The 22,296-nt window shown below is 68.6% G+C and carries 16 protein-coding genes; 9 read left to right on the top strand and 7 right to left on the bottom strand.

The features are described 5' to 3' along the window. Window positions 1-180 precede the first annotated feature (180 nt). Complete coding sequence (gene folP / locus ACZ54P_RS26305; protein WP_465464224.1) at window positions 181-1,047, top strand: dihydropteroate synthase; 867 nt, start codon at window positions 181-183, stop codon at window positions 1,045-1,047. 85 nt (window positions 1,048-1,132) lie between these two features. Here the strand turns inward: folP and ACZ54P_RS26300 are convergent, their stop codons facing one another. Further along, on the bottom strand, window positions 1,133-1,696 hold the full coding sequence (locus ACZ54P_RS26300; protein WP_465464223.1) for a dihydrofolate reductase family protein: 564 nt from the start codon (window positions 1,694-1,696) through the stop codon (window positions 1,133-1,135). A 139-nt stretch (window positions 1,697-1,835) separates the two neighbouring features. On the opposite strand from ACZ54P_RS26300, the gene ACZ54P_RS26295 reads away from it, so the two are divergent. Further along, window positions 1,836-2,555: a TetR/AcrR family transcriptional regulator gene (locus tag ACZ54P_RS26295; protein ID WP_465464222.1), complete on the top strand. Its 720-nt coding sequence runs from the start codon at window positions 1,836-1,838 to the stop codon at window positions 2,553-2,555. Here the strand turns inward: ACZ54P_RS26295 and ACZ54P_RS26290 are convergent. After that, window positions 2,552-4,072 carry a sensor histidine kinase gene (locus ACZ54P_RS26290; RefSeq protein WP_465464267.1) on the bottom strand — a complete coding sequence of 507 codons (1,521 nt, stop codon included), beginning with the start codon at window positions 4,070-4,072 and terminating at the stop codon, window positions 2,552-2,554. The two genes, ACZ54P_RS26295 and ACZ54P_RS26290, sit on opposite strands and share 4 nt — an antisense overlap. A 232-nt stretch (window positions 4,073-4,304) precedes the next feature. Here ACZ54P_RS26290 and ACZ54P_RS26285 point away from each other — a divergent pair, with 232 nt between their 5' ends. The 4 genes from ACZ54P_RS26285 (at window position 4,305) to ACZ54P_RS26270 (ending at window position 8,121) form a co-directional block, all read left to right on the top strand. Then, window positions 4,305-5,366 carry an ABC transporter substrate-binding protein gene (locus tag ACZ54P_RS26285; protein ID WP_465464221.1) on the top strand — a complete coding sequence of 354 codons (1,062 nt, stop codon included), beginning with the start codon at window positions 4,305-4,307 and terminating at the stop codon, window positions 5,364-5,366. A 16-nt stretch (window positions 5,367-5,382) separates the two neighbouring features. Next, entirely contained in the window at window positions 5,383-6,165 is a 783-nt protein-coding gene (locus ACZ54P_RS26280; protein ID WP_465464220.1) for an ABC transporter ATP-binding protein, read from the top strand. Then, on the top strand, window positions 6,152-7,045 hold the full coding sequence (locus tag ACZ54P_RS26275; protein ID WP_465464219.1) for an ABC transporter permease: 894 nt from the start codon (window positions 6,152-6,154) through the stop codon (window positions 7,043-7,045). Before ACZ54P_RS26280 ends, ACZ54P_RS26275 begins: the two co-directional genes overlap by 14 nt. 143 nt (window positions 7,046-7,188) lie before the next feature. Then, window positions 7,189-8,121, top strand: a complete 933-nt coding sequence (locus tag ACZ54P_RS26270) for an acyl-ACP desaturase (RefSeq protein ID WP_465464218.1) — start codon at window positions 7,189-7,191, stop codon at window positions 8,119-8,121. A gap of 94 nt (window positions 8,122-8,215) precedes the next feature. Here the strand turns inward: ACZ54P_RS26270 and ACZ54P_RS26265 are convergent, their stop codons facing one another. Continuing rightward, a complete protein-coding gene (locus ACZ54P_RS26265) occupies window positions 8,216-9,862 on the bottom strand; it encodes a DEAD/DEAH box helicase (protein WP_465464217.1) in 1,647 nt (548 codons plus the stop codon). 274 nt (window positions 9,863-10,136) lie between these two features. Here ACZ54P_RS26265 and ACZ54P_RS26260 point away from each other — a divergent pair, with 274 nt between their 5' ends. Together ACZ54P_RS26260 and ACZ54P_RS26255 are read left to right on the top strand one after the other, a co-directional pair. Then, the gene (locus tag ACZ54P_RS26260; protein WP_465464216.1) at window positions 10,137-11,474 is read left to right on the top strand and encodes a serine hydrolase domain-containing protein; all 1,338 of its coding nucleotides are present in this window, start codon (window positions 10,137-10,139) and stop codon (window positions 11,472-11,474) included. A 24-nt stretch (window positions 11,475-11,498) separates the two neighbouring features. Then, window positions 11,499-13,229, top strand: a complete 1,731-nt coding sequence (locus tag ACZ54P_RS26255; protein ID WP_465464215.1) for an acyl-CoA dehydrogenase — start codon at window positions 11,499-11,501, stop codon at window positions 13,227-13,229. Window positions 13,230-13,754: 525 nt separating this feature from the next. Here the strand turns inward: ACZ54P_RS26255 and ACZ54P_RS26250 are convergent. Beyond that, window positions 13,755-16,139, bottom strand: a complete 2,385-nt coding sequence (locus ACZ54P_RS26250; RefSeq protein ID WP_465464214.1) for a Tex family protein — start codon at window positions 16,137-16,139, stop codon at window positions 13,755-13,757. 161 nt (window positions 16,140-16,300) lie between these two features. Here ACZ54P_RS26250 and ACZ54P_RS26245 point away from each other — a divergent pair, with 161 nt between their 5' ends. Beyond that, entirely contained in the window at window positions 16,301-17,794 is a 1,494-nt protein-coding gene (locus tag ACZ54P_RS26245; RefSeq protein ID WP_465464213.1) for a chitinase, read from the top strand. 72 nt (window positions 17,795-17,866) lie between these two features. Here the strand turns inward: ACZ54P_RS26245 and ACZ54P_RS26240 are convergent, their stop codons facing one another. From ACZ54P_RS26240 to ACZ54P_RS26230, 3 genes are all read right to left on the bottom strand, one after another. Then, the gene (locus ACZ54P_RS26240; protein WP_465464212.1) at window positions 17,867-19,534 is read right to left on the bottom strand and encodes a GMC oxidoreductase; all 1,668 of its coding nucleotides are present in this window, start codon (window positions 19,532-19,534) and stop codon (window positions 17,867-17,869) included. Next, window positions 19,531-20,988 (bottom strand): flavin-containing monooxygenase, encoded by a 1,458-nt coding sequence (locus ACZ54P_RS26235; protein WP_465464211.1) that lies wholly within the window; start codon window positions 20,986-20,988, stop codon window positions 19,531-19,533. Before ACZ54P_RS26235 ends, ACZ54P_RS26240 begins: the two co-directional genes overlap by 4 nt. A 130-nt stretch (window positions 20,989-21,118) precedes the next feature. Further along, on the bottom strand, window positions 21,119-22,219 hold the full coding sequence (locus tag ACZ54P_RS26230; protein WP_465464210.1) for a winged helix DNA-binding domain-containing protein: 1,101 nt from the start codon (window positions 22,217-22,219) through the stop codon (window positions 21,119-21,121). Window positions 22,220-22,296 lie beyond the last annotated feature (77 nt).

Genomic DNA, 22,296 nt, shown 5'->3' with positions numbered 1-22,296 from the left:
TCGGGTCGCCGGGCTGAGTTTTCCTTGCGGGACAAGCACTACTCGCCTTCTCGGCGGTGCGTCAAGAGAGATCCGATGTCTGGTGTCGTACCTGGGATGCAGCCACTCGAATGGCCGCTCCGGTGTCCGGGACGGTCCCGGTGGGCGGCACCCGCACCGGCCCTCGCCTACGATCGAGAGGTGAACGAGCTGACCTTCCGCGGGCGCCGCGTCGCCCGGGACCGCGCCTTGGTCATGGCGATCGTCAACCGCACCCCGGATTCGTTCTACGACCAGGGAGCGACCTTCGCCGACCCGGACGCGCTCGCGGCCGTCGCGCGGGCGGTGGCGGAGGGGGCGGACATCGTCGACATCGGCGGTGTGAAGGCGGGCCCCGGTGCGGACGTGGACGTCGAAGAAGAGATCCGACGGGTGGTCCCGTTCGTCGAGCGGATCCGTGCACTGCATCCGGATCTGGTGATCAGCGTCGACACCTGGCGGCACGAGGTGGGCAGGCGCTCGGCCGAGGCGGGCGCGGACCTGATCAACGACACCTGGGCGGGCGCCGATCCGCGGCTGGCCGAGGTCGCGGCGGAGTTCGGCACCGGCTACGTCTGCTCGCACACCGGCAACGCCGTCCCGCGTACCCGTCCCTTCCGGGTGCGCTACCCGGACGTCGTCGCGGATGTCGTCGCGGAGACCGCGGCGCGTGCCGAAGCGGTCGTCGCACTCGGGGTCCCGCGCGAGGGCGTGCTGATAGACCCGACTCACGACTTCGGCAAGAACACGTGGCACAGTCTCGCGCTGCTGCGGCACGCACGGGAACTGGCCGACACCGGCTGGCCGGTGCTGATGGCACTGTCCAATAAGGACTTCGTGGGGGAGACGCTCGGCGTGGAACTCGCGGAACGGGTCGACGGGACCCTGGCCGCGACTGCCTGGGCGGTGGCCGAGGGGGCGAAGGTGTTCCGGGTGCACGAGGTGAAGCGCACCCGGCAGGTGCTGGAGATGATCGCGTCGATCCAGGGGGTGCGGCCACCCGCGCGCGCGATCCGCGGCTTGGCCTGACACCCGCCCCCTCTCGCGTTTAGTCCGCTGAATGCGGTAGTACGCACCACCAACCACCGCATCTAGAGGACTAAACGCATGGTGGTCAGGAGTTCTTCGGCTCCAGGTGCAGCGCGGTGATCCCGCAATCGAACGTCTTGGACGACACCAGCCGCAGCGGCTGATTGGTGCCCAGTGCGGGGAACACCGGCAGGCCGGCGCCGATCGCGGTCGGGTTGACGAACAGGTGGATCTCGTCCAGCAGGCCCTTGGCGATCAGATCCGCAGCCAGCCGGGCGCCGCCCGAGGTGATGATGTCGCCGCCGGGCTGGTCCTTGAGCTTGTGCACCATCTCCGTGAGGTCGCCACCCGCGATGGTGGTGTTCTCCCACGGCGACTCGGTCAGGCTGTTCGAAATCACCACCTTGGGCGTGTTGTTCATCTTGTCGATCGTTTCCTGCGTCTCGCCCTCCATGCCCGACTGCCAGGCCGGGATGAAACCTTCGGCGAGGTTGCGGCCCAGCACGATGCAGTCGACCGGGTCCCAGAGCGGGCCGACGTAGGCGTTGACGTCGTCGGTCCACGGCATGGTCATCCAGTCCATCTCGCCTTCGGGGCCGCCCATGTAGCCGTCAACGGTGGTCTGGACCTGCAGCTTGAACTTGCGCATGGCGCCGTTCCTTCCCAGTGAGTATCTCTTGGACGCTCTTGTATCCCCAGGAGAGCGATGTGTCCGCCGGACACATGGTGTACGTTAGACACATCCGATACCGGATGACAAGCCCGAATCTTCGGAATTGGAGTGCACGATGGCGACCTCGACGGGAGGCGTCCCGGATTCCGGTGACGGCAGCATCGACCTGCTTTGGGGGCTGTCCCGGCGCGAACCCAAACGCAGTCGCCCGGTGCTGACGATCGAACGGATCGCCGCCGCCGCGACGGCGATCGCCGACGCCGACGGCATCGCGGGCGTCTCCATGCAACTCGTCGCGAGCAGGCTCGACGTGACGAAGATGGCGCTGTACCGCCACGTCAAGAGCAAGGCGGAACTGCTCGCGGTGATGACCGAACTGGCCATCGGGCCCGCGCCGGACCTTGTCGCGCTTCCGGGTGATTGGCGGTCCAGGCTCGCGGAATGGACGCGTCAGATGCGCGAGACCTGGCAGCGGCATCCGTGGCTGCCCGACGCCACCGTCGGGGTCCGGGCGACCGGGCCGCGCGAGATCGGCTGGACCGAATCCGCCGTCGCCGCACTGGCGGACACCGGACTCACCGGCGCCGAGCGGATGGACGCGGTCTTCCTGCTCAGCGGGCATCTGCGCAACACCTTTTCGACGAACAACGCCGGGACCCAGCCCTGGGAGGACGACCGCGCCCTGCGCGGGCATGTCGCGGCGAATCCGGACATGTTCCCGGCCCTGCTGGAAGCGGCGAAGTCGGTCGACGGCGCGCCCGCCGACAGTGGGTTCGAGTTCGGGCTGGAGCGGATCCTCGACGGGCTCGCCGTGCTCATCGCGCAGCGGGTCTAACCGTCCAACGGGATCACGGCCGACACCGTGCTGCCGGAACCGGCCTCGCCGTCGACGGTGAGTTCGCCGCCGAGCGCGCGGACGCGGTCACGGAGACCGTGCAGCCCGGATCCGCCGCCGATGTCGGCCGCGCCGGTGCCGTCATCGTGGACGTCCACCCGCAAGCGGTCATCCTCGACGTCGATCCGCACCCTGACCTCCCCGGCCTGCGAGTGCTTCAACGCGTTGGTGACCGCTTCGGAGACGACGAAGTAGGCCGTCGCCTCGACGGCGCCGCTGAGCCGGGGCACGTCAGCTCCGGCGAGGTCGACCGCGAGCGGGATCCGGTCCAGCAGCGATCGGACGGCGGGGATCAGCCCGGCCTCGGTGAGGATCGCGGGACGCAGCCCGCGCGCGAGTTCGCGCAGTTCGGTGACGGTGGCCTGCAGTTCGTCGATGGTGCTCCTCAGCAGCTTCGCGACGGCGGGGGTCAGCTCGTCGCCGAGGCGCCGTTCCGCCATTCTCAGCAGTAGCACGACACTCACCAGCCGCTGCTGCGCGCCGTCGTGCAGGTCCCGTTCGACTCGTCTCCGCTCGTCGTCGGCGGCGGCCACGATGCGGGCCCGCGAGGCCTGAACCTCGACGAGCCGCTCCTCCAGTTCCGCGGCGAGACGCTGGTTGTCCAGCACCAGCCCGGCCGCGGCGTTCAGCGCGTCGATCGACCGGGTGTCCTTCCACACCTCGTCGTCCTGCACGAGCGCGGCCAGCCCGGAGCCGTCGCGTTCCAGCAGGAGCCGGATCATCTCCGCGTTGCCGACCCGCGCCCGCAGCACCCCGATCAGGAACGCCAACGGCCACAGGCAGAACGAGACGCGGTAGACGTCGAGCAGCGGTTCGGCGACCGGATGCCCGGAGCCGAGCGCGCTGCCGACCGTCGTGCTCACCGCGCCGATCACGGCGATGGCGACGACCGGGGAGAGCAGGCGCCGCTGCGGCAGCCGCCCGGCGAGCCAGCGGTAGACCAGCACCACGACGACACCGCCGCCGATCAGCGCGCCGACGAGTTCCAGCAGCCGTTTGACCAGCTGTTCGGCCTCCGGGGAGGCCGCGACCGCGGCGAGGTTCCGCGGATCGTCGTTGACCAGCAGACCGAGTACCGCCGAACCGAAGACCACGCCGTAGGCGGAGAAGACGAGCGCGCGTTCCCCGCGGGACCGGAGTCTCCCGTGCGGGAAGACCAGCACCAGATGCGCGATCACCGGGCTGGACGCGGCGGACAGCGCGAGCCCGGCGGTGTGCGTGACCGCGTTTCCGGCGAACTGCAGGTCCTCGGCGAACAACGCGAGCCCGGCCAGCGCGATGAGGAGACCGGTGGGGTTCGAGGGCCGTCGCACATGCGCGACGGCGCCGGCGAGCAGGAAGAGGAACCCGGTCGTCGTCGACAGGGTGGTGTCGAGCACGGTGTGCGTACCGTCGGCGATCTTGAGCGTCATCGCCAGCACGCCCAGCCCGAGGCCGGCGGTCAGCACGCCGGCCATCGCGACGGTCCGACGGGGTGTCACCACTAAGCGTGATTCGCCCGTTCGGCCCGGACCGTTACACCAGGAGGCCGCTCGCCGCGTCTTGACATATGGAACAACAGTTCCGCCTGGTGTCAAGGTTTCTCGGGATCTTTCCCGTCATTCGGATGGCGATGCAGGCAGGTGGGTGAACATGCGACTCTCGCGCCACCACCCGAGCAGCGTCGTACCCTCCGAAAGGCGACTTTCCGTGCGCACCCACCACAGAGCCCGTCTGCTGGCCGCGGCCTTCGCCGTACTGACCTTGGCCGGCGGGATCGCGGGGTGTTCGCGCGCCGACAGCGGTACGGCCCCCGCCGAGCTGAAGAGCCAGGGAGCCGCGTCCGAAGTGCGGGTCGGATACTTCCCGAACGTGACGCACGCGCCCGCGCTGATCGGGGTGAAGAAGGGATTCTTCGCCGGTGAGCTGGGCTCGACGAAGCTCACGCCCCAGACGTTCAACGCCGGACCCGAAGAGGTCAACGCGCTGCTGGGCGGCTCGCTCGACATCGCCTTCATCGGCTCCGGTCCGGCGATCAACGCCTTCACCAAGTCCAAGGGCGCCATCCAGCTTGTCTCCGGTGCGGTCACCGGCGGCGCGCAGCTGGTGGTGAAGCCCGAGATCACCACCCCGGAGCAGCTGTCCGGCAAGAACATCGCGACGCCGTCGCTGGCGAACACCCAGGACGTCGCGCTGAAGAAGTTCGTCGCCGAGAAGAAGTTGGCGGGAGTCAAGGTCACCAACCTCGACAACCCGAAGACGTTCGACGCGTTCAAGAAGGGCGAACTCGACGGCGGCTGGCTGCCGGAGCCGTGGTCGTCGCGGCTGGTGCTGGACGCCGGCGCGAAGGTGCTGGTGGACGAGAAGAACCTGTGGCCGGAAGGCAAGTTCCCGACCACGGTCGTGATCGTCCGCAGCGAGTTCCTGCAGCAGCATCCGGAGACCGTCACCGCCATCCTCAAGGGTGAACTCGCCGCCATCCAATGGGCGAAGACGAACCCCGCCGAGGCGAAGACGGTGGTCAATGGAGAACTCAAGGCGCTGGCGGGCAGCACCCTGAGTGAGGCGGTTCTCGACCGCGCGTTCTCGGGTATCGAGCTCGGCATCGACCCGGCCGCGTCGACCTTCAGCCAGCTCGCGCAGGATTCGGTGACCGCCGGCGTCGTGAAATCCGCGGTGGACCTCAAGGGGTTCGCCGATTTCGGCCCGCTCAACGCAGTGCTCTCCCAGCAGGGCCAGCCGGGCGTGAACGCGCCCGGGCTGACGAAGTGACCGAAGGGGATCAGCGATGACGACCACCTTGGAGCCCGGCCTGTCCACCGGCGTCGCCGTGCGCCTCGACGGCGTCCGGAAGGCGTTCGGTCCCACCGGCCGTGCCGTCGTGGCCCTCGACGGGATGGATCTGACCGTCGCCCCCGGCGAGTTCGTCTGCCTGCTGGGCGCCTCCGGCTGTGGCAAGAGCACCCTGCTGAACCTGGTCGCGGGCCTCGACCAGCCGACTTCCGGCTCGATCACCCTCGAGACCTCCCGTCCCGCGGTGATGTTCCAGGAGGCCGCGCTGATGCCGTGGCTGACCGCGGCCCGCAACGTGGAACTCCCGCTGCGGCTGGCCGGGTTCGGCCGGTCCGAGCGCCGCGAAAAGGCGGGCGAACTCCTCGATCTCGTCCGCCTCGGCGGCGCGGGCGACAAGCGGCCGCACGAGCTGTCCGGGGGGATGCGCCAGCGGGTCGCGCTCGCCAGGGCGCTGGCCGCGACCCTGCGCGTAGGCGGTGACCCGGAGCAGTCGCTGCTACTGATGGACGAGCCGTTCGCCGCGCTCGACGCCATCACCCGCGACGTCCTCCAGGGGGAACTGCTGAGGGTCTACCGCAGCACCGGCACGTCGGTGCTGTTCGTGACCCACGACGTCCGCGAGGCCGTCCGGCTCGGCCAGCGGGTCGTGCTGCTCTCGTCGCGGCCGGGCCGCGTGGTGCGCGAATGGCGCGACGTCCAAGCCTCCGACGCCGAAGGGCTGACGCTGGAGATCACCGGTCACCTCCGGGAGGTGATCAGTACCCATGCCGCGGCTTGACCGCCCCGAAATCGCGGCGGAGGAGGCGGACGAGGCCGTCGGCGCGGGGCTCGACTCGCTCGACACCCCCGCCGGGGAACGCCGGGAAAGCCGGGGGAAACGGTTCCTGCGCGGCTTCGTGCCGCCAGTGGTCTTCCTGATCTTGCTGGTCGCGCTGTGGCAGGCCTTGTGGGCCGCCGCGTTCTGGCCCGAGTCGATGCTGCCCGCCCCGCTCACGGTCTGGGCCGAACTCGTCGGCATCACCACCGACGGGGAGATCTTCGAGTTCGTCTGGACATCGGTGCACCGTGCCGCGCTGGGCTTCCTGATCGGGGTGCTCATCGGCACCCCGCTCGGCCTGCTGGTGGCGAAGGTCCGGCTGGTCCGTTCAGCCGTCGGGCCGTTCCTGACCGGGCTGCAAAGTCTTCCGTCGGTGGCCTGGGTGCCGGCGGCGATCCTGTGGTTCGGGCTGAACGACGCCTCGATCTACTTCGTCGTCCTGCTGGGTTCGGTGCCGTCGATCGCGAACGGCCTCGTCTCGGGCATCGACCAGATCCCGCCGATCCTGCCGAGGGTCGGCCAGGTGATGGGAGCGGGCAGGCTCTCCTCCGCCCGGCACATCCTGCTGCCCGCCGCGCTGCCCGGTTTCCTGGCCGGGCTCAAGCAGGGCTGGGCGTTCTCGTGGCGTTCGCTGATGGCGGCCGAACTGATCGCGCTGTCCCCGGCACTCGGCAAGGGGCTCGGCGCGTACCTGAACGAGGGCTCGTCGTTCAACAGCATGGAGGCCGTGATCTCGGCGATCTTCCTGATCCTGCTGGTCGGCGTCGGCATCGAACTGATCGTGTTCCGGCCGCTGGAGCGGTCGGTCCTGCGCGCGCGGGGGCTGACCGCCTCGCTCTAGGCCTCGTGAGTGGTAATGACGGTTCTAACCGTCATTACCACTCACGAGGCCTGAGCGTTCATCTTCCGACGGTGGCCTACCTACGAGACCGTAAGTTACGGTGTCGTAGGTAGGCGTTTTCCGTACCCAGGAAGGACGAACGCATGACCACGGTCCCCGAAAGCACCCGGCTGATGCTCGAGCTCGAGGGGACGGTCGAGGAGAACCTCAACCGCCATCTCTCGGTCGCCAAGGAATGGCTGCCGCACGAGTACGTGCCGTGGAGCGAAGGGAAGAACTTCGCCGAACTGGGCGGCGAGCCGTGGGATCCCGAGCAGTCGCGGGTGTCGCCCATCGCGCGGACCTCGCTGGAGGTCAACCTCCTCACCGAGGACAACCTGCCGAGCTACCACCGGGAAATCGAGCGGGCCTTCGGCCGCGACGGCGCGTGGGGCACCTGGGTGCACCGCTGGACCGCGGAGGAGGGCAGGCACGGCATCTGCATCCGCGACTACCTGCTGGTGACGCGCGCGGTGGACCCGGTCGAGCTGGAGCGGGCCCGGATGCAGACGATGCAGGCCGGATACGACAGTGGCGACAAGGCGTTGCTGAACGTCTTCGCCTACGTGTCGTTCCAGGAGCTGGCGACGCGGATTTCGCACCGCAACACCGGGCGGTACACGCAGGATCCGCTGTGCGAGAAGCTGCTCTCCCGGGTCGCGATGGACGAGAACCTGCACATGGTCTTCTACCGGAATCTGGTGCAGGCGTCGCTGGAGCTCACCCCCGACGCGATGATGCGCGCGATCACCGACGAGGTCGTCCAGTTCCAGATGCCGGGCGCAGTGATCCCGAGCTTCGTACGAAAGGCCGCGCTGATCGCGAAGGCGGGCATCTACGACCTGCGAATCCACCACGACGAAGTGATCTGGCCGTTGCTGCGGCAGTGGAAGATCTTCGAGCTGGAAGGGCTCGGCGAGGTGGGGGAGAAGGCCAGGGACGAACTCGATCAGTTCCTGAAGACCCTCGACACCCAGGCGTCGCGGTTCGAAGAGCGCCGTGCGGCCGCCGAAGCCCGCGCCGCCGCCCGGAACTGAGGTGACCGCCGTCTCGAAACGTCATGAGGGGTCCCCATAAGACGTGATTCGTCCTATGGGGACCCCTCATGACACTGCCGGTACGAGGCGAGCCTCAGCGGGAGCGGCGGGCTCCGGCGCGGGTTCCCGAGGAGAACGCGGCGGCACCACCACGACGGGCCGGAGCGCCGCCGGAGCCGTTGCGGGACTGGGACTGGGACTTCGCGGCACCGGAAGCCCGGCGCGGCTGCGACTCGGCCGCACCTCGACGAGCCTGACCGCCCTTGGCCGCGCCTTCGCGACGTCCGGTGGTCTCGGCCGCGCGACGGCCCTGACCGGTGGGCGCGCCACCGCGGCGATCGCCCTCCGCCCGGGGCTGACGCGAACGGCCTTCCGAGGAGCTACCGCGACGGCCGCCGGAAGCACCCCGGCCACCGACGGACGGGCCACGGCCACGGCCTGCCCGGTTACCGCGGCCACGGCCGCCTGCCGGGCGGTCCTCTTCCTCGTCGCCCTTGCCGAGGATGGCCTCGCCGCTGGCGGAGACCTTCTTCGGCCGGGTGTCCACGATCGGCCGCCGCGGTGACGCGTCGAACGAACGCTCGCCGGGAGCCAGCTCGGCCAGCAGCGGGTGACCGGGGCCGAGCTGTGTCGTGGTCGGCTTGATACCGGCCTTGCGGGTGAGGTCGCGGACGTCGCCGACCTGCGCGTCGGTCATCAGCGTGACGACGGTGCCGGAGGCCCCGGCCCGCGCGGTCCGGCCGGACCGGTGCAGGTACGCCTTGTGCTCGACCGGCGGGTCGGCGTGGATGACCAGCGTGACGTCGTCGACGTGGATACCGCGGGCGGCGATGTCGGTCGCGACCAGTGTCTTCGCCGCGCCGGAGGAGAACGCCTCCAGGTTGCGCGTCCGCGCGGTCTGCCCGAGGTTGCCGTGCAGTTCGACCGCCGGCACGCCGGAGGCCATGAGCTTGCGCGTCAGCTGCTTGGCGCGGTGCTTCGTGCGGGTGAACACCAGCGTGCGGCCCGGCGCCGCGGTGAGGTCGATCAGCACCGCCAGCCGGTGGGTCTCCTCCAGGTGCAGCACGTGGTGCTTCATGGTCGAGACCGGTGACTGCGCCGAGTCGACGCTGTGCGTGACCGGGTTGTGCATGAAGCGCTTGACCAGCACGTCGACGCCCGCGTCGAGGGTCGCGGAGAACAGCAGCCGCTGGCCGCGCTCCGGGGTCTCGGCCATGATGCGCCGGACGTCGGGCAGGAAGCCGAGGTCGGCCATGTGGTCGGCCTCGTCCAGCACGGTGATCTCGATGTTGTCGAGCTTCACCTCGCCCGAACGCATGTGGTCGGCGAGCCGGCCGGGGCAGGCGACGACGATGTCGACGCCGTCACGCAGCCGGGTGATCTGCGGGTTGGGGCTGACCCCGCCGAAGATGGTGGTGACCTTGAGGCCGAGCGGCTTGGCCAGCGGAACGAACGAAGCCTCGATCTGGGTGGCCAGTTCGCGGGTCGGTGCCAGCACCAGCGCGCGCGGACGGCCGGGGCGGCGCCGCGTCGGGCCGGCGGCGAGCCGGGCGAGGACGGGCAGCACGAAGCCGTAGGTCTTGCCGGAGCCGGTGCGGCCGCGGCCGAGGACGTCCCGGCCTGCCAGCGAATGCGGCAGCGTGGCGGCCTGGATGGGGAACGGGCTGGTGACGCCCTGTTCGGCGAGCGAGTCCACGAGGGTCTTGGGCAGGCCGAGTTCGGTGAAAGTAGGTGTGCTCATAAGCGTGTGGGCACAGGCGCGCCCTGGTATCTCCGTACGGATAGGAAGGGTTGTCCTGCCCGGCGCAGACCTCGGGGGGCCGCGGCGCGTGGTCTTCGACAACGAAACGCGGCCCGAGGCAGAACTGAGCGGACCGCGACTCCAGTGTAGCGGGTCGTGATCTCCCGGACCACGTGATATCGCCCGCACCGGTCCGGTGATGTTCGTCGGTTCGTACGAGCCGGGCGCGGCGCCGCGGTGAAACGCTGGCCTGACCGCATGAAAGGGGACACGGGTGTCGAACGTTCAGGAGCTGCGAGGCGTACTCGACGAGGGGGCGCGGGAGGCGGGTGTCCCCGGAGCCGTGGTGGGGGTGACGCACCGCGGCCAGGAGTCGGTTCTCGCCACCGGAGTGTCCAGTGTGGACACCGGGCTGCCGGTCGACGCCGGGACGCTGTTCATGATCGGCTCCACCAGCAAGACCTTCGCCGCGGCCGCCGTCATGGCCTTGGTCGAGGACGGTCTGCTCGACCTGGACAGGCCGGTCGTCGAGTACCTTCCCGAGCTCCCGCTGGCGGATCCGGTCGCGCGGAACACGGTGACACTCCGGCATCTGCTCACCCACTCCGCCGGGTTTCTCGGCGACGTCGACTTCACCACCGGCTGGGGTGACGACGCGCTGGCCCTCGCGATCGCGAAATTCGGCGAGCTGCCGCAGAATTTCCCGCCCGGCGAGGTGTTCTCCTATTGCAATGCCGGCTTCCAGCTGGCCGGACGGGTCGTCGAGGTGGTGGCGGGCGAACCCTTCGAGGACTTGGTCCGCGCCCGGCTGCTCGAACCGCTCGGCATGACCGAGTCGTACTACCTGCCGTGGGAGGTGCTCACGCGCCGTCACGCTGTCGGTCACGTGGTGCGCGACGGCGGGCCGGCGGTCGCGCACACCGTGGGCCTGACCCGTGCGGACAGCGCGAGCGGAGGCCTGTGGTCCACGGCGGGTGACCAGCTGAAATGGGCCCGGTTCTTCCTGACCGGTGAGGCCGGGGGCAAGCCGCCGCTCAGTGTCACTTCCCGTGACCTCATGCGCGCGCCGCAGCGCGAGGCCGCGCTGCGGTTCGAGGAGGTCGGGCTGAGCTGGCTGCATACGACCCACGGTGAAGCGTGCCTGGTCAGGCACGGTGGCAACGTGAGCAATCTGCAGCTGTCGGACTTCGTGACCCTGCCCGAGGAGAACTTCGCCGTCACCGTGCTGACCAACAGCGCGGGCGGGGCCGCGCTGGGCGCGAAGATCATCGACTGGTGCCTGGAGAAGCTGGTCGGGGTGCCTCCGCTCGCGAGCCTGCCACCGGTGGCCCAGCCGGACATCGCCGAGTACGTCGGCCGCTACCAGACCGGTGACCTGGCGTTCGTGGTCAGCGACCGCGATGGCGCGCTGTGGGCTCAGCTGGTCACCGACATCGGGGACTTCCCGCCGTCGCCGCCGTTCGAGGCCGTGTTCGTCGGAGACGACGCGATCAGCCCGGCCGCCGACACCCGTAAGCCCGCCGGGCGTTTCCTGCGGAATGAGCACGGGGAGGTGACTTCGGTCGAGTTCGGTGGCCGGACGGCGAAGCGGCGCGCTACGGTTACCGGGTAGTAACTTCGGCGACCAGGAGTGACGATGAGCGAAAAGGCGACCGCGTTGTTGCTGAACCCGGGTGGGTACGACCCACGGCAGTTCGACCCGGAGACGCGTCGCCTGCTGCGTGCGACCATCGAGTGGTTCGAACAGCGAGGCAAGCGCAAGCTCGTCGAGGACTACCACGAGCGCACCTTCTACGCGGACTTCATCGAGTTCGCGGGCAAGGAAGGCCTGTTCTCCACGTTCCTCACGCCCGGTGCCAACGCCGAAGGGAATCCCGACAAGCGCTGGGACACCGCGCGCATCGCCGCGCTTGCGGAAATCCTCGGCTTTTTCGGGTTGAATTATTGGTACCCATTCCAAGTCACCATCCTCGGCCTGGGCCCGGTGTGGCAGAGCGCGAACGAGGCCGCTCGCAAACGCGCGGCGGACTCGCTCGCGGCAGGCGGCGTCGCCGCGTTCGGACTGTCCGAAAAGGAGCATGGCGCCGACATCTACTCGTCGGACCTCGTGCTGACCCCGGACGGTGCGGGCGGTTACCGCGCGAACGGGTCGAAGTACTACATCGGGAACGGGAACTGCGCGCGGACCGTGTCGGTGTTCGGCCGCATCGACGGTGTCGAGGGCCCGGACCAGTACGTGTTCTTCTACGCGGACTCCGAGCACCCGAACTACCACGTGGTGAAGAACGTCGTGCCGTCCCAGATGTACGTCGCCGAGTTCAAGCTCGACGACTACCCGGTGTCCGAAGAGGACATTCTGCATGTCGGCGCCGAAGCGTTCTCCGCGGCGCTGAACACGGTCAACATCGGCAAGTTCAACCTGTGCTTCGGCGGCATCGGGATGTCGACGCACTCGCTGTGCGAGGCGATCACGCACGCGCACAACCGAGTGCTCTACGGCAAGAAGGTCACCGAATTCCCGCACGTGCGCAGGGAATTCGTCGAGGCGTACGCGCGGCTCGTCGCGATGAAACTGTTCTCCGACCGCGCCGTGGACTACTTCCGCAGCGCGAACCCGGACGACCGCCGGTACCTGCTGTTCAACCCGATCACCAAGATGAAGGTGACCACCGAGGCGCAGAAGGTCATCGGCCTGGTCGCGGACGTGGTGGCGGCCAAGGGTTTCGAGGCCGACACCTACCTCGCGATGGCCAAGAACGACATCGACGGCCTGCCGAAGCTGGAAGGCACGGTGGCGGTGAACCTCGCGCTGATCGCGAAGTTCGTGCCCGCGTACCTGTTCGCGCCGCAGGCCTACGAGCCGGTGCCAACGCGTTCCGACGCCGCCGACGACGAGTTCCTGTTCCGCCAAGGCCCCGCGCGCGGGCTGTCCAAGGTGCGGTTCCACGACTGGCGCGAGGCCTACGCCAAGGCGTCCGCGATCCCGAACGTCGCGCGGTTCACCGAGCAGGCCGAAGCGCTGGTGAAGCTGTTCACCGACGCGGCACCGGACGAGGCTCAGCAGCAGGACATCGACTTCGGTCTCGCGCTGACCGAGCTGTTCACGCTGGTCGTCTACGGGCAGCTGGTACTGGAGCAGGCCGAGATCACCGGCATCGAGACCGAGGTCGTCGACCAGATCTTCGCCATCCTGGTGCAGGACTTCAGCGCCACCGCGGTCGAGCTGCACGGGAAGTCGTCCTCGACCGAAGCACAGCAGGCACTCGCGCTGGCTTCGATCCGGAAGCCGGTCGTCGACGCGGCGCGCTTCGACCACGTGTGGTCGCTGGTGCGTGACCTCTCGGGCGCCTACGCCATGAACCCCTGAGCCGCCGACTGCGATGAAGGGGCCTTTCATAGCAAATTTTGCTATGAAAGGCCCCTTCATCGCATCCTTTTCCATCCTGAGGTTCCGAGGGTGTGGGGGGCGTGAGTGGTGATGACGGTTCTGGCGGACCGGTACTTGCTGACCTGCTGGAACCTGACCTCGCCTTGGTGCCGCTACGTCCGAGTGGGGAGGATTCCGGCCGCCCAGCGGCCGGAATCCTCCACTCGGCTGTGTCAGCCGCAGAGCCCGAGCGGCACGACGTCGATCGTTGATCAACATCGGGCCGGGGCAACCTCACGACGATGTGGGAATCGGGACACTCCCTGTCCCGATCCCCACATCGCCACCCCGACCCGACCGGGTCAAACCCTCCAGCCGCCTTACGGAAGGGCAAAGGACACCCCGGCCAAGCCTTACCTCACAGTCGACTACCTGCGAGGTAAGACCTGCTCGTGAATGGCGCCACTCACGCCCCCACACCCTCTGAACCTCAGGATGGAAAAGGCTCATTGCACGTCTGAGGGCTTACTTGCCGTAACCGGCCTTGCGAAGGGCGTCCGCCAGCGAGCCGCCGCCACCACCGGAGTTCCCGCCCCGGTTGCCGCCGCGTCCTCCCTGGCCGCCTTGACGCTGACCGCCGCCCTGACGCTGGCCGCCGCCTTGACCGCGGTCACGACCGCCGCCACCGCCGCCGCCCTGCTCGCGAGCAGGCTTGCCGGGCTCGTCGTCCAGCCGCAGCGTCAGCGAGATCCGCTTGCGCGGTACGTCGACTTCCAGGACCTTCACCTTGACGATGTCGCCGGGCTTCACGACCTCACGCGGGTCCTTGACGAAGTTCTTCGACAGCGCCGAGACGTGCGCGAGGCCGTCCTGGTGCACGCCGACGTCGATGAACGCGCCGAACGCGGCCACGTTCGTCACGACGCCTTCCAGCCGCATGCCCGGCTTGAGGTCACCGATCTTCTCGACGCCGTCGGCGAAGGTCGCGGTCTTGAACGCCGGACGCGGGTCGCGGCCCGGCTTTTCGAGTTCGGCGAGGATGTCGGTCACCGTCGGAAGACCGAAGGTGTCGTCGACGAACTCCGTGGGCTTCAGTGCCTGCAGTGTCCGCGAGTTGCCGATCAGCGAGCGGATGTCGGTGCCGGTCGAGGACAGGATCCGCCGCACCACCGGGTACGCCTCCGGGTGCACCGAGGACGAGTCGAGCGGGTCGTCGCCGTCCGGGATCCGGAGGAAGCCCGCGCACTGCTCGAAGGCCTTGGGGCCGAGCCGCGCGACCTCCTTCAGCCCGGAGCGGGTCTTGAACGGCCCGTTCGCGTCGCGGTGCGCCACGATGTTCTCCGCCAGCCCGGTCGTGATGCCGGAGACGCGGGTCAGCAGCGGCGCCGACGCGGTGTTGACGTCCACGCCGACCGCGTTCACACAGTCTTCGACCACCGCGTCGAGTGAACGCGACAGCGAGACCTCCGACAGGTCGTGCTGGTACTGCCCGACACCGATCGACTTCGGGTCGATCTTCACCAGTTCCGCCAGCGGGTCCTGCAGCCGTCGCGCGATGGAGACCGCGCCGCGCAGCGACACGTCCATGCCCGGCAGTTCCTGCGACGCGAACGCCGACGCCGAGTAGACCGACGCGCCCGCCTCGGAGACGACGGCCTTGGTCAGCTTCAGCTCCGGGTGCTTCTTGATCAGCTCACCGGCGAGCTTGTCGGTCTCGCGTGACGCGGTGCCGTTGCCGATCGAGATCAGGTCCACCTTGTGCCGGGCGCACAGCGCCGCCAGTTCGGCGATGGACTGGTCCCACTTGTTCGCGGGCTGGTGCGGGTAGATGACGTGGGTGTCGACGACCTTGCCGGTCGCGTCGACCACGGCGACCTTGACACCGGTGCGGAAGCCCGGGTCGAGGCCCATGGTGGCGCGGGTGCCGGCCGGGGCGGCGAGCAGCAGGTCGCGCAGGTTCGCGGCGAAGACGCGGACGGCGTCGTCCTCGGCCGACTGGCGCAGCCGCATCCGCAGGTCGATGCCCAGATGCAGCAGGATCTTCGTGCGCCATGCCCAGCGGACGGTGTCGTTGAGCCACTTGTCGCCAGGACGGCCTTCGTTGGAGATGCCGAACTTGTGCGCGATGCGGGTCTCGTACTCGGTCGGCCCGGTGCGCGGCTCTTCGGACGGCTCCTCGGACTCCATCGTGAGGTCGAGGATCTCTTCCTTCTCGCCGCGGAACATCGCGAGGATCCGGTGCGAGGGGAGTTTGGTGTAGGGCTCGGAGAAGTCGAAGTAGTCGGAGAACTTCGCGCCCTCTTCGGCCTTGCCGTCGCGGACCCTCGAAGCCAGCCGGCCCTGCGACCACATCTTCTCGCGCAGTTCGCCGATGAGGTCGGCGTCCTCCGCGAAGCGTTCGACGAGGATCGCGCGGGCGCCGTCGAGCGCGGCCTGCGCGTCCGCGACACCCTTGTCGGCGTCGACGAACACCGCGGCGGCGGCCTGCGGATCGGTGTTCGGGTCGCTCAGCAGCCCGTCGGCGAGTGGCTCCAGACCGGCCTCGCGGGCGATCATCGCCTTCGTGCGGCGCTTCGGCTTGAACGGCAGGTAGATGTCCTCGAGGCGGGACTTCGTGTCCGCCGCCATGATCGACGCTTCCAGCGCTTCGTCGAGTTTGCCCTGGCTGCGGATCGAATCCAGCACCGCGACCCGGCGCTCGTCGAGTTCACGCAGGTAGCGGAGGCGTTCTTCGAGGGTGCGGAGCTGGCTGTCGTCCAGCATCCCGGTGACCTCTTTGCGGTACCGGGCGATGAACGGCACGGTCGATCCGCCGTCCAGCAGGTCGACGGCCGCCCTGACCTGCCCTTCGCGCACACCGAGTTCTTCGGCGATCTTCTGCTCGACTGTCTGCAGGCCCTGCACGCTCACTCCCACGCTCCTGAATCCGCCCTCGGGTGCTCTCGGACCCTGCATTCTGCCGCTCGTACCGAGCCGACTTTCGTATGGCCTCCCTTAACCGAACCCTTGACAGCCGTATTGGTCTAGTCCATTTTGATGTGGCCGACGTCACCCGTTCGTGGAGGCCACCTGTGAAAGTCAAGCCGAAACACGCGTTCCTCGCCCTGCTGTCGTCACTGGCCGTCTGCCTGGGGGTGACTTTCGCGGTGTCGGGCAGCGCCTCCGCCGCCAACATCCTGACCAACCCCGGCTTCGAACTCGGGACCACGAGCGGCTGGACCTGCTCCGGCGCCAACGCGGTGGTCAGCACCCCGGTCCACTCGGGCAGCCACGCGCTCAGCGCCACCCCGGCCGGGCAGGACAACGCCCGCTGCTCGCAGAGCGTGCCGGTGAAGGCCAACACCGCGTACACGCTTTCGGCGTGGGTGCAGGGCAGCTACACCTACCTCGGCGTCACCGGAACCGGGACGGGTGACAAGAACACCTGGACCCAGGGCGGGGCCAACTGGTCGCAGCTCTCGCTGAGCTTCACCACCGGCGCGTCCACCACGAGCGTCGTGATCTACCTGCACGGCTGGTACGGCCAGCCCGCCTACTTCGCCGACGACGTCAACCTCGACGGTCCCGGCGGCTCCCCGACGACGACGCCGACCACGCCGACGACGTCCACGAGCCCGACGACCACTACCACCACCAGCTCGCCGACGACCACGACGAGCACCCCGCCGACCGGGAACCTGCCGAAGCACGTGATCACCGGGTACTGGCAGAACTTCTACAACGGCGCGAAGGCGCTCAAGCTCGCCGACGTCCCGACGAAGTACAACATCATCGCGGTGTCCTTCGCCGACGCCACGGCCACGCCGGGTGCGGTCACCTTCACCCTCGACTCGGGGTTGTCGAGCCAACTCGGCGGCTACACCGACGCGCAGTTCAAGGCCGACATCAAGACGGCGCAGGCGCGAGGGCAGAAGGTGATCCTGTCCGTCGGCGGCGAGAAGGGCACTATCCGCGTCGACTCCTCGGCCGCGGCGACGAACTTCGCCAACAGCATGAAGTCGCTCATCGCGACCTACGGCTTCGACGGCGTCGACATCGACCTCGAGAACGGCGTCAACGCGACCTACATGGCGCAGGCGCTGCGCAGCATTCACGCGGCGGGCGGCACGGTCATCACGATGGCGCCGCAGACGATCGACATGCAGAGCCCGGCGGCCGAGTACTTCAAGCTGGCGCTCAACGTCAAGGACATCCTGACGATCGTCAACATGCAGTACTACAACAGCGGCTCGATGCTCGGCTGCGATCAGAAGGTCTACTCGCAGGGCACGGTCGACTTCCTCACCGCGCTGGCCTGCATCCAGCTGCAGAGCGGCCTGCGGGCCGACCAGGTCGGGCTCGGTCTGCCCGCGTCGGGCTCGGCGGCCGGTGGCGGCTACCAGGCGCCCGGTAACACGGTCAACGCGCTGAACTGCCTGGCGAAGGGCACGAACTGCGGTTCGTTCAAGCCGTCGACGACGTACCCGACGATCCGCGGCGCGATGACGTGGTCGATCAACTGGGACGCCTCGCAGGGCTACGCGTGGTCCAACACCGTCAGCGCGGGGCTTGCCGGCCTCCCGTGATACGCGTTTCGTCCTCTGAATGCGGTAGTTGGCAGTACGCACTACCGCATCTAGAGGACGAAATGCGGGGGGTCAGGGCGGGGTGAGGGGGAGGCGGAGGGCGGCCGGAGCGTGCGGGGGCACGACGGGCTTGAGGGGAGCCACCGGGGAGAGGCGCCGGTAGGGGGAGCCCAGCGGTGGCCGCGGGTCGGCCTCTCCCTTGTTGGGCCACAACGACCTCGCGCGCTCCGCCTGCGCGGTGATGGTCAGCGACGGGTTCACTCCGAGGTTCGCCGAGATCGCCGAACCGTCGGCGATGTGCAGGCCGGGATGGCCGTGCACTCGCTGGTACGGGTCGACGACGCCGGTCTCGGGGCCGTCGCCGATCGCGCAACCACCGAGGAAATGGCCGGTGATCGGAATGTTCGCCAGATCCGTCCACGCACCCTGCGCCAGCCCGCCGATCTTGTCCGCCACTCGCCGGGTGACCTCGTGCCCGGCGGGGATCCACTCGGGGTTCGGGTCACCGATGCCCTGCTTCGTCGTCATGCGGCGGCCGAAGAGTCCACGTTTGGTGTACGTGGTCACGGAATTGTTCAGCGTCTGCATCACCAGCAGCCCGACCATCCGCTCCGACCACCGTCGCGGGTTGTGCAGCCGCACCAGGTTCCGGCGGTTCCGCACGAGTTCGCGCAGGCCCAGCGCCCACCGGCGTTTCCCCGGCTCGGCGTCGACGAGCACCGTCGTCAGCAAGCCCATGAAGTTGCTGCCCTTGCCGTAACGCACCGGTTCGACATGCGTGACGGCGTCGGGGTGGATCGACGACGTGATCGCGACGCCACGGGTGAAGTCGGTGTCCTCGCGCAGCGACCGCGCGGCGAGGACGGCCTCGGAGTTCGTCCTGGCGAGCAACCCCAGCCGCGGCGACAGGTTCGGCAGCGTGCCGGAGTCCTTCAGCGAATGCAGAAGCCTTTGCGTGCCCAGGGAAGCGGCGGCGAACACGACCTGTGAGGCGGTGAAGGCCCGCTTGCGCTTGCGCACCCACCGTCCTGTTTGGACGGTATCCACCGCGTACCCGCCCTCGATCGGCCGGACCGACACCGCGGTGGTGAGAGGGTGGACCTCCGCGCCGGCTTTTTCCGCCAGGTACAGGTAGTTCTTGACCGTCGTGTTCTTCGCGCCGACCCGGCAGCCGGTCATGCACTCACCGCAGTGCGTGCACGGCTGCCGCGTGGGGCCTTCGCCACCGAAGAACGGGTCGACGTCGCGCTTGCCGAAGTAGACGCCGACCGGCGCCGGCCGGTAGGTGTCCGCGATGCCCATGTCCTCGGCGACCTCGCGCAGCACCCGGTCGGCCGGGGTGACCAGCGGGTTCTCCACCACGCCCAGCATCCGTTTCGCCTGGTCGTAGTGCGGGGCGAGTTCGGCCTTCCAGTCGGTGATATGCGCCCATTGCGGGTCTTCGTAGAAGGTGTCCGAGGGTTCGTAGAGCGTGTTCGCGTAGACGAGCGAGCCGCCGCCGACGCCCGCGCCGCTCAGGACGAACGTGTTCTTCAGCAGCGTGAGCCGCTGAATGCCGAAGCAGCCCAGTTTCGGGGCCCACAAGTACTTCCGCAGCCGCCACGACGTCTTCGCGAACTCGTCGTCGGCGAACCGGCGGCCGGTCTCCAGCACGCCGACGCGGTAGCCCTTCTCGGTCAGCCGCAACGCGGTCACGCTGCCGCCGAAGCCGGAACCGATCACCAGCACGTCGTAGTTCATCGCGTTCCCGCCGTCCGGTAGTCGCCGAGGTCGAGCGTTTTGGTCCGGCGGTCGTATTCGGTCACCAGGCCGGGCCAGTTCGTGCTCACGCGGCCGTTGTCCTCGCGGTACCAGCTGGCGCAGGTCGTCCAGACGCTGCCGCCGAGCCGTCGCTGGACCTCCTCGTCGTAGTGCTGCTCGAACTCGGGAACGACGTCCATATAGGACACTCCGGGTCGGCTGAGGTGTTCGACGGCTTGGCGGATGTAGCGCGCCTGACGTTCGATCATGTAGATGATGGAGCCCGCGCCGAGGTTGGTGTTGGGGCCGTAGACGCAGAACAGGTTCGGGAAGCCCGGCACGGTCATGCCGAGGTACGCCCGCGCGCCACCGGACCAGGCGTCGGACAACGCGCGGCCGCCGAGACCCTGCACCTTGAGGTCACCGAGGAAGTCCGTCGCCGCGAAACCGGTTCCGTAGACGATGACGTCGGCCTCGTGCTCGACGCCGTCCTCGGTGCGCATCCCGGACGGCGTGATCGCGCTGATGCGGCCGGTTTCCACCGCCACGTTGTGCTGCGCCAGCGCGGGCAGGTACTCGTTGGTGAACAGGATCCGCTTGCAGCCCAGCGGATAGTCCGGGGTGAGCTTCGCGCGCAGCTCCCGGTCCTTGAGGTGACGGCGGCGCAACTGGGCCGCCCGGAGTTCGAAGACCTTGGCCAGCGGCGGATGTTTGGTCATCGCGTAGGTGGCGTACTCGGCGAGCAGGAAGATCCGGAGCCTGCCGAGCAGTTGCGTGGCGGGAAGCGACCGGAATAACCGCTGCTGCCAGCGCCGGTAACGGGTGTCCCGTTTGGCCAGGATGTAGGGCGCGGTGCGCTGGAACACCGTCAGTTCCGCGGCCTGGCGCTGGACCTCGGGCACGAACTGGATCGCGCTCGCGCCGGTGCCGATCACCGCGACCTTCTTGCCGCGCAGGTCGACGTCGTGGTCCCAGTGCGCGGAGTGAAAACTGGGGCCCTCGAAGGTTTCCTGGCCGGGGATGTCCGGCAGCACCGGCCGCGAGAGCTGTCCGACGGCGGGGACGAAGACGGTGGCCTCGAAGGTCTCGCCGCCCGCGGTCTCCACCCGCCAGAGCCCGCGCTCCTCGTCGAACGACGCGCTGGTGACGCGCGTGTTGAAGCGGATGTGCGGTTCGAGTGCGTGGCGGCGGACCACGCGTTTGAGGTAGGCGTGGATGTCGGGCTGCAGTGAGAACCGCTTCGGCCAGTCAGGATTGGGCTCGTAGGAGAACGAATACAGCGGCGAGGGGATGTCGCAGCCCGCGCCCGGATAGGTGTTCTCCCGCCAGACGCCCCCCGGTTCGGCGGCGCTCTCCAGGATGGTGAAGTCGTCGAACCCGGCGCGTTTGAGTTCGATCGCCGTCCCGACCCCGCCGAAGCCCGTCCCTACGATCAGCACGCTCGTCTCGCCCATGCCGAACGAAGTTACGCACCGGTCACCCCTGGTGGAAGTAGACGACCGGCCACTCAATCGAGATTTCCGGCCACGCCCCTACCGCATTTCGTCCTCTAAATGCGGTAGTTCGCGCCACCAACTACCGCATTTAGAGGACGAAACGCACGGAGTGCGACTCGGACGTCGGGTGCGCCCAGGTCAGGAGGCGGTGCGCGGAGCTTTCGAGAGCGTCCAGATCGCGCTTCGGGACGCGCTCGAACGGCGTGATGGCGACCGAAGCGGCCTTCTTCGCCGCTCTGATCTCCCAGAAGCCCTTCACCGACCCGTCGACCAGGACGGTGCCCTTCACCAGGCCGTTATGGGTGATGACGACCTTGCGGTACTCGTCGCTGATCACCCGCGTGCGGTCGGCGTAGGACAGGATCGTCTGGTCGAACGGCCCCAGCAGCCGCGGCGGCGCGGGGGTGTCCGGATCCGGTCGTGGCGCGTCCGGCAGATCGAACAGCTCGCGCCCGTTCTCGTCACGGAACACCCGAAGTTCCGGCCGCAGCCGCTCGGCGACCTCGCCGAGTTTCGTGATCCCGGCCCAGGCCTGCGCGTCCTGCACGGACGCCGGTCCGAACGCGGCCAGATATCGCTTGAACATCCGCTCCGGCGACGGCGTCGCGTCCGGCTCGGCGCCGAGCCAGTCCCCAGTGGTCTGATAGGTCGGCTGGCCGGATTTGCCCCAGACGCCGCGCGGCGGGATCTGCACCAGTGGCAGCAGCGCCCGTGCGACGTGTACCAGCGCCGACGGCCCGGCACTTTCCCAGCGCTTCGCGAGTTCCGCGCCGAGTTCACCCGACGAGAGCGGCCGTTCGCCGAGCAGTTTGCGTGCGGTCCGGGCGATCTCCTCGTGATCGAGACCGGCGATCTCGGGGGTGAACTGGGTGTTGTACATCGAACGGTCGTAGAGGGGCTGCACGATCGGCCGCCACGCCAGCGCGTCTGACGGCGTCACCAGGTGCACGGTGCCACGCATGAGCGCGATGCGCACGACACTCTTGTCCAGCAGCAGCTCGGCCAGGTCTTCCTGGCGGAAGCCGTGCAGCCGCGTCCACAGCGCGAAGTACGGCGGGTTGGGCGCCTGCGCCTGCAACCCGGCGAGCTGCTCGACCGCTTCGAGCGCGGTCATCTTCGAACGCCGGAGCAGCAGCTGCCGGTCCAGCATGGCGCGGTTCAGCGCGCGCCTGCTCAACGTGTCGGACATGCCGCTCACCTTAAGCGGGATCCAGGACAGTTACGGTCCTCAATGCGTCGATCGCTGCCGGGATCCATAATCCCGGC

It is taken from the genome of Amycolatopsis sp. NPDC034160 (assembly GCF_055575355.1).
This window is presented reverse-complemented; position numbering and strand designations above follow the sequence as displayed.

Bases quoted from the DNA above. Each gene is read 5' to 3' on its own strand.
- ACZ54P_RS26230 (WP_465464210.1), bottom strand. From the start codon at position 22,219: ATGTCCGACACGTTGAGCAGGCGCGCGCTGAACCGCGCCATGCTGGAC.
- ACZ54P_RS26255 (WP_465464215.1), top strand. From the start codon at position 11,499: ATGAGCGAAAAGGCGACCGCGTTGTTGCTGAACCCGGGTGGGTACGAC.
- ACZ54P_RS26270 (WP_465464218.1), top strand. From the start codon at position 7,189: ATGACCACGGTCCCCGAAAGCACCCGGCTGATGCTCGAGCTCGAGGGG.
- ACZ54P_RS26300 (WP_465464223.1), bottom strand. From the start codon at position 1,696: ATGCGCAAGTTCAAGCTGCAGGTCCAGACCACCGTTGACGGCTACATG.
- ACZ54P_RS26280 (WP_465464220.1), top strand. From the start codon at position 5,383: ATGACGACCACCTTGGAGCCCGGCCTGTCCACCGGCGTCGCCGTGCGC.
- ACZ54P_RS26295 (WP_465464222.1), top strand. From the start codon at position 1,836: ATGGCGACCTCGACGGGAGGCGTCCCGGATTCCGGTGACGGCAGCATC.
- ACZ54P_RS26275 (WP_465464219.1), top strand. From the start codon at position 6,152: ATGCCGCGGCTTGACCGCCCCGAAATCGCGGCGGAGGAGGCGGACGAG.
- ACZ54P_RS26240 (WP_465464212.1), bottom strand. From the start codon at position 19,534: ATGAACTACGACGTGCTGGTGATCGGTTCCGGCTTCGGCGGCAGCGTG.
- ACZ54P_RS26265 (WP_465464217.1), bottom strand. From the start codon at position 9,862: ATGAGCACACCTACTTTCACCGAACTCGGCCTGCCCAAGACCCTCGTG.
- ACZ54P_RS26290 (WP_465464267.1), bottom strand. From the start codon at position 4,072: ATGGCCGGCGTGCTGACCGCCGGCCTCGGGCTGGGCGTGCTGGCGATG.
- ACZ54P_RS26235 (WP_465464211.1), bottom strand. From the start codon at position 20,988: ATGGGCGAGACGAGCGTGCTGATCGTAGGGACGGGCTTCGGCGGGGTC.